This window comes from Psychrobacter sp., from assembly GCF_030457785.1.
In the GTDB taxonomy this organism is placed as follows: domain Bacteria; phylum Pseudomonadota; class Gammaproteobacteria; order Pseudomonadales; family Moraxellaceae; genus Psychrobacter.
In genome coordinates this window covers 1-4513 of sequence record NZ_JAKDUI010000214.1, presented here as the reverse complement: position 1 = coordinate 4513, position 4513 = coordinate 1, and the positions used below count along the sequence as shown (strand labels likewise).

Here is a 4513-nt window from a genome sequence, read left to right as displayed (position 1 = left end):
TGACTATCTCTGCGAGCAGTTACGCTCGCCTAGACTGATTGTTGCGTAAGTCCTAGATATGATTAAAGTTAGGTAATTTGACCATTGGTGTATTAAAATTATTGCCATCGCTTAACACTATTATGTCGTTTGACGCTACTATTTCGCTTAGCACTATATTATGCAGTACAGCCTGATTAAGTGGAAAATAATATATAGAGCTAAAAGCTGATATTAGCTCAGTGATGTGACGGACAAGTTTGAAGGAGAGTCTGATGAAATGGAAGGGTAGAAGAGGTAGCTCCAATGTTCGCTCTAGTAAGGGTGGCGGTAAGATGATAGGCGGCAGTATCGGTGGCATTATCATTGCCGGTATTTTATGGTTGGTATTTGGTATGAATCCTATGACGGCGCTACAGACAGGTCAAGCAGTCACAGGTGGTAGTGGTGAGACATCTACAGAGGCTGCGACCAGTACCGACCGAGACACGCAGTTTGTGAAAGTGGTATTGGCCGATACAGAGGCCGTCTGGCATCAAATATTTGAGGAAGCAAACAGCACCTATCAAGAGCCGGCGTTGATTTTGTTCGATGGGCATGTCAGCTCCGCCTGTGGCAGTGCTAGCTCTGCAACTGGACCGTTCTATTGTCCAGCTGACCAGACGATCTATATTGATACTTCGTTCTTTGTCGAGATGCGTCAAAACTTAGGTATTTCAGGTGATCAGCAAGGGTCTGGAGGACAAGAAAATGAAGGCAAAGCCGGTGACTTTGCTCAGGCTTACGTCATCTCACATGAGGTCGGTCATCATGTGCAGACTTTGCTAGGTATCACTCAGCAAGTGAATGAAGCCAGTCGTCAAGTCACTCGTACCGAAGCAAATAGGTTGTCAGTGCTACAAGAGCTGCAGGCGGATTGTTTTGCGGGCGTTTGGGCACAGCGTAATCAACAGCGCGTTCAGTTTTTGGAACCAGGTGATATCGATGAAGCAATCAATGCAGCGGGTCAAATCGGAGATGACCGTCTGGCTCGTGCTAGCGGTGGGGAGGTAGTGCCTGATAACTTCACTCATGGTACCAGTCAACAGCGCATTGAATGGTTTAGCCGCGGTCTGGAAAGTGGCAACGTACAATCATGTGACACTTTTAGTGGTGCCTTATAAACTGGTAGTGTCTTATAAACTAGCAGAGCCTCGTAAACGTGTTTTATAAATTGATAAATGTGCTGCCGTGGAGAGGCGATGGTGGCAAACTGACGCCAAAAAGCAACAAAAAAACCTGCAATGATTGCAGGTTTTTTATTCCTTTGACGGATAATTCGAAAACACATCACCCCTTGGAAGAGCTGTCTAACGGGAGCTATCCAACGGCAATTATCTGGTCTGATCGAGAATGTAAGCACCAGCGCCACCAACTGCCGCACCACCGAGTGCGCCACGTGCTATATCTTTACTATCACCATCACTTCTGATTAAGGCACCAGCGGCGGCACCAGCAGCTGCGCCCTTAGCTGTGTTGCTCACACCAGAGTTATACCCGCTGGTTGAGCAGCCACCAATAATAAGTGCTGAGCTGGTCAGAGCAGTCATTGCAAATGTTTTAGAAAGTTTCATGTTTTCACCTATTAAGTCGTCGAGCGTTAAGTCATCAAGCTTGAAAAAAAGTGAGTTTAAGATACATGTGCGCTGGGTGTCTTATACGTTGGGCATCTTAGATTTTGTTGCTATTAACCTTGATAATAGCTTGTTGTTGGTCATGCATCTGTAGTACAAACGCTAATCTTTGCAAGCAACTTGTAATGGGTGTTTCCGTATTGTGTCGTTAGTAAAGGTTTTATATAGGAATGTTAGCTTTGTAAGTCAGATAGATTTGCTGTGGTGATAGACCGTTTATCCTGCTTAATCCTGTTTAGTTGTCGTTTTTGATGTGAGAACTCACCTTCGTTTTATTTTGGTATTCATAGAAAACAAAAAGACCGCACGAGGGCGGTCTTTTCATATAGGTTGAGTCGCTAGCAAATGCAAGAAGGCTAAATGCGAAAAAATAATATCGAGCTCTATCAAGCTCAGATTAGTTTTGTGATTTGCGCTTCATTTGTTCAAAGAATTCGTCGTTGGTTTTTGCGTCTTTTAAGCGTTCTAACAAAAATTCAGTGGCTTGTACGCCATCCATAGGTTGTAGAAGTTTACGCAAAATCCAAACTTTACGTAACTTGTCTTCATCAAGTAAGCGTTCTTCGCGGCGAGTACCAGATTTTTTGATATTAATGGCTGGGAAGACGCGTTTTTCAGCCAGATCACGCTCGAGGGTGATTTCTTGGTTGCCTGTACCTTTGAACTCTTCAAAGATAACGCTGTCCATTTTACTGCCAGTTTCGATAAGTGCACTGGCAATAATGCTCAAGCTGCCACCTTCCTCAACGTTACGTGCTGCACCAAAAAAGCGTTTTGGGCGTTCAAGTGCATTGGCATCGAGACCACCGGTCAATACTTTACCGGATGATGGGCTGACTGTGTTGTAGGCGCGAGCAAGGCGAGTAATTGAGTCCAGTAATATGACTACGTCTTGTTTGTGTTCGACCAAACGCTTGGCTTTTTCGATGACCATTTCAGCGACCTGTACGTGGCGCTGTGGTGGCTCATCAAAAGTGGAAGCAACCACTTCACCGCGGACGGTGCGAACCATCTCTGTCACTTCTTCAGGACGCTCGTCAATCAACAGCACGATAAGATAGCATTCGGGGTTATTGCGAGTGATTGACTGTGCGATGGTTTGTAATAGTACCGTTTTACCTGCTTTGGGCGGTGCGACGATGATAGAGCGCTGACCCTTGCCGATGGGTGCGATCAAGTCGATGATACGCCCCGTTAAATCCTCAGTGGTTCCGTTACCCAATTCTAGTTTTAACTGCTCAGTTGGGAATAGTGGCGTTAAATTTTCGAAGATCAGCTTGTGACGTGAGCGATCGGGTGTATCAAAGTTGATTTCCCCGACTTTTAAAAGTGCAAAATAACGTTCAGAATCTTTTGGCGGGCGAATAGTCCCAGCGATACTGTCGCCAGTCTTGAGGCTAAAGCGGCGGATTTGGCTGGGGCTGACATAGATGTCGTCAGGACCTGCTAAATATGAGCCTTCTGAGGAGCGTAAAAAGCCAAAACCATCTGGAAGAACCTCAAGCACGCCGTCGCCGTAGATGGCTTCGCCGTTACGAGCATGGGTTTTTAGAATGGCAAATATAATGTCTTGTTTACGGCTACGCGCCATATTATCAAGCCCCATTTTCTTGGCGATAGCCAATAGCTCAGAGATTGATTTTTTCTTTAATTCTGTAAGATTCATAGATAGGTCATTAGCAATTGATCAGATGAGAGATGCCATTAGCAGCACAAGTCACGATATTGATTTAAACAACGATAGTATGACGATAGAGGTATGCACAGAGCTAGAGTTTATGTAGTTTTTAGGTATTGTTTGTCAGCTTATGTACCTGTTGCAATTGTAGAGTGCAAGGCAATAAGAAGTATAGATAAAGAAGGCTACATAAGGGCTTGCGACAAAAACTCAGTATCAGTAATTGTGTTTAGTCATTTCGTTCAGTAATGGTGTTTATAATGACGATTGTGTTTTTGTTGATAAACACGAGGAGAATAGCGACAAGATACTTAGGAAAACCGTTGGTTTTCTCTTGTCAGCAGACTATACGGTTTTCTCGATAGCCTTGTCAATAAATTTTGCCAAAAAAGTTGTATAATTGGTTCTTTTGCATAAATAACAAGCAAAAAACCATTACCTAGTTGTGGTAATGGTTTTTTATTGGCTTGCTCTGCTATTTGAATAGCAGGCTGAAAACACTCGCAAGCATTATCCGAGGCGAGTCAGTTTTCGCTTTTCGCTTATAGGTGCTTGTCTAGCACTTTAGCTAGCTCAGCTTTAGGCTGTAAGCCCATGACCGAGTCTACTTTTTCGCCGCCTTTGAAAACAAACAGCGTTGGGATGTTGCGGATGCCAAAACGGCTAGCCGCTTGTGGGTTGCTGTCTACGTCGACTTTGACGATTTTAACTTTGCCTTGGTACTCGGTCGCTAGTTCCTCTAAAATAGGAGCGATTGCTTTACAAGGACCGCACCAAGCTGCCCAAAAGTCTACCAATACGAGTTGGTCTGATTGCAGCACGTCTTGGTCAAAGTTTGCATCGGTGGTATTCACGATAAGATCTGACATAATTTATCTCTCTTGTTTTATTATTCCTATTGCCAATCATCAACTTGTGAATCTCAGTAGAGTAATGAGAGAATGATGAGTGACTAAAGAATCGTTTAAAATGATGAAAATGTGCAATCATATTAACATGTTTGCTTAATCTTGACAGATGCAGGCCAGTTAAACTGTTTAACAATTACGATTGACTCAATAAATCGAACACAATGATACAGCCAGTGACGGCGCTGTCAGTTGATACTACTGATGCTATAAAATTTGTAATCTAATTACGAGTTTGCTGTTTAATTAACCTATTTTATATAATATAAGTATTT

The 4513-nt window shown here is 43.5% G+C and carries 4 protein-coding genes; 1 reads left to right on the top strand and 3 read right to left on the bottom strand.

Annotated features, from left to right (window positions below; genetic code table 11):
• The first annotated feature begins 254 nt into the window (after window positions 1–254).
• Window positions 255–1142 (top strand): neutral zinc metallopeptidase, encoded by an 888-nt coding sequence (locus L0J61_RS09490; RefSeq protein ID WP_301466206.1) that lies wholly within the window; start codon window positions 255–257, stop codon window positions 1140–1142.
• 210 nt (window positions 1143–1352) lie between these two features.
• Here the strand turns inward: L0J61_RS09490 and L0J61_RS09485 are convergent, their stop codons facing one another.
• The 3 genes from L0J61_RS09485 to trxA form a co-directional block, all read right to left on the bottom strand.
• Complete coding sequence (locus L0J61_RS09485; RefSeq protein WP_301466205.1) at window positions 1353–1592, bottom strand: hypothetical protein; 240 nt, start codon at window positions 1590–1592, stop codon at window positions 1353–1355.
• A gap of 457 nt (window positions 1593–2049) precedes the next feature.
• Window positions 2050–3318 carry a transcription termination factor Rho gene (rho, locus tag L0J61_RS09480; RefSeq protein ID WP_301466204.1) on the bottom strand — a complete coding sequence of 423 codons (1269 nt, stop codon included), beginning with the start codon at window positions 3316–3318 and terminating at the stop codon, window positions 2050–2052.
• 554 nt (window positions 3319–3872) lie between these two features.
• Complete coding sequence (gene trxA, locus L0J61_RS09475; protein WP_301466203.1) at window positions 3873–4199, bottom strand: thioredoxin; 327 nt, start codon at window positions 4197–4199, stop codon at window positions 3873–3875.
• Window positions 4200–4513: the final 314 nt, after the last annotated feature.

Coding starts and splice junctions, on each gene's coding strand:
- L0J61_RS09490 (WP_301466206.1), top strand. CDS start 255: ATGAAATGGAAGGGTAGAAGAGGTAGCTCCAATGTTCGCTCTAGTAAG.
- L0J61_RS09485 (WP_301466205.1), bottom strand. CDS start 1,592: ATGAAACTTTCTAAAACATTTGCAATGACTGCTCTGACCAGCTCAGCA.
- rho (WP_301466204.1), bottom strand. CDS start 3,318: ATGAATCTTACAGAATTAAAGAAAAAATCAATCTCTGAGCTATTGGCT.
- trxA (WP_301466203.1), bottom strand. CDS start 4,199: ATGTCAGATCTTATCGTGAATACCACCGATGCAAACTTTGACCAAGAC.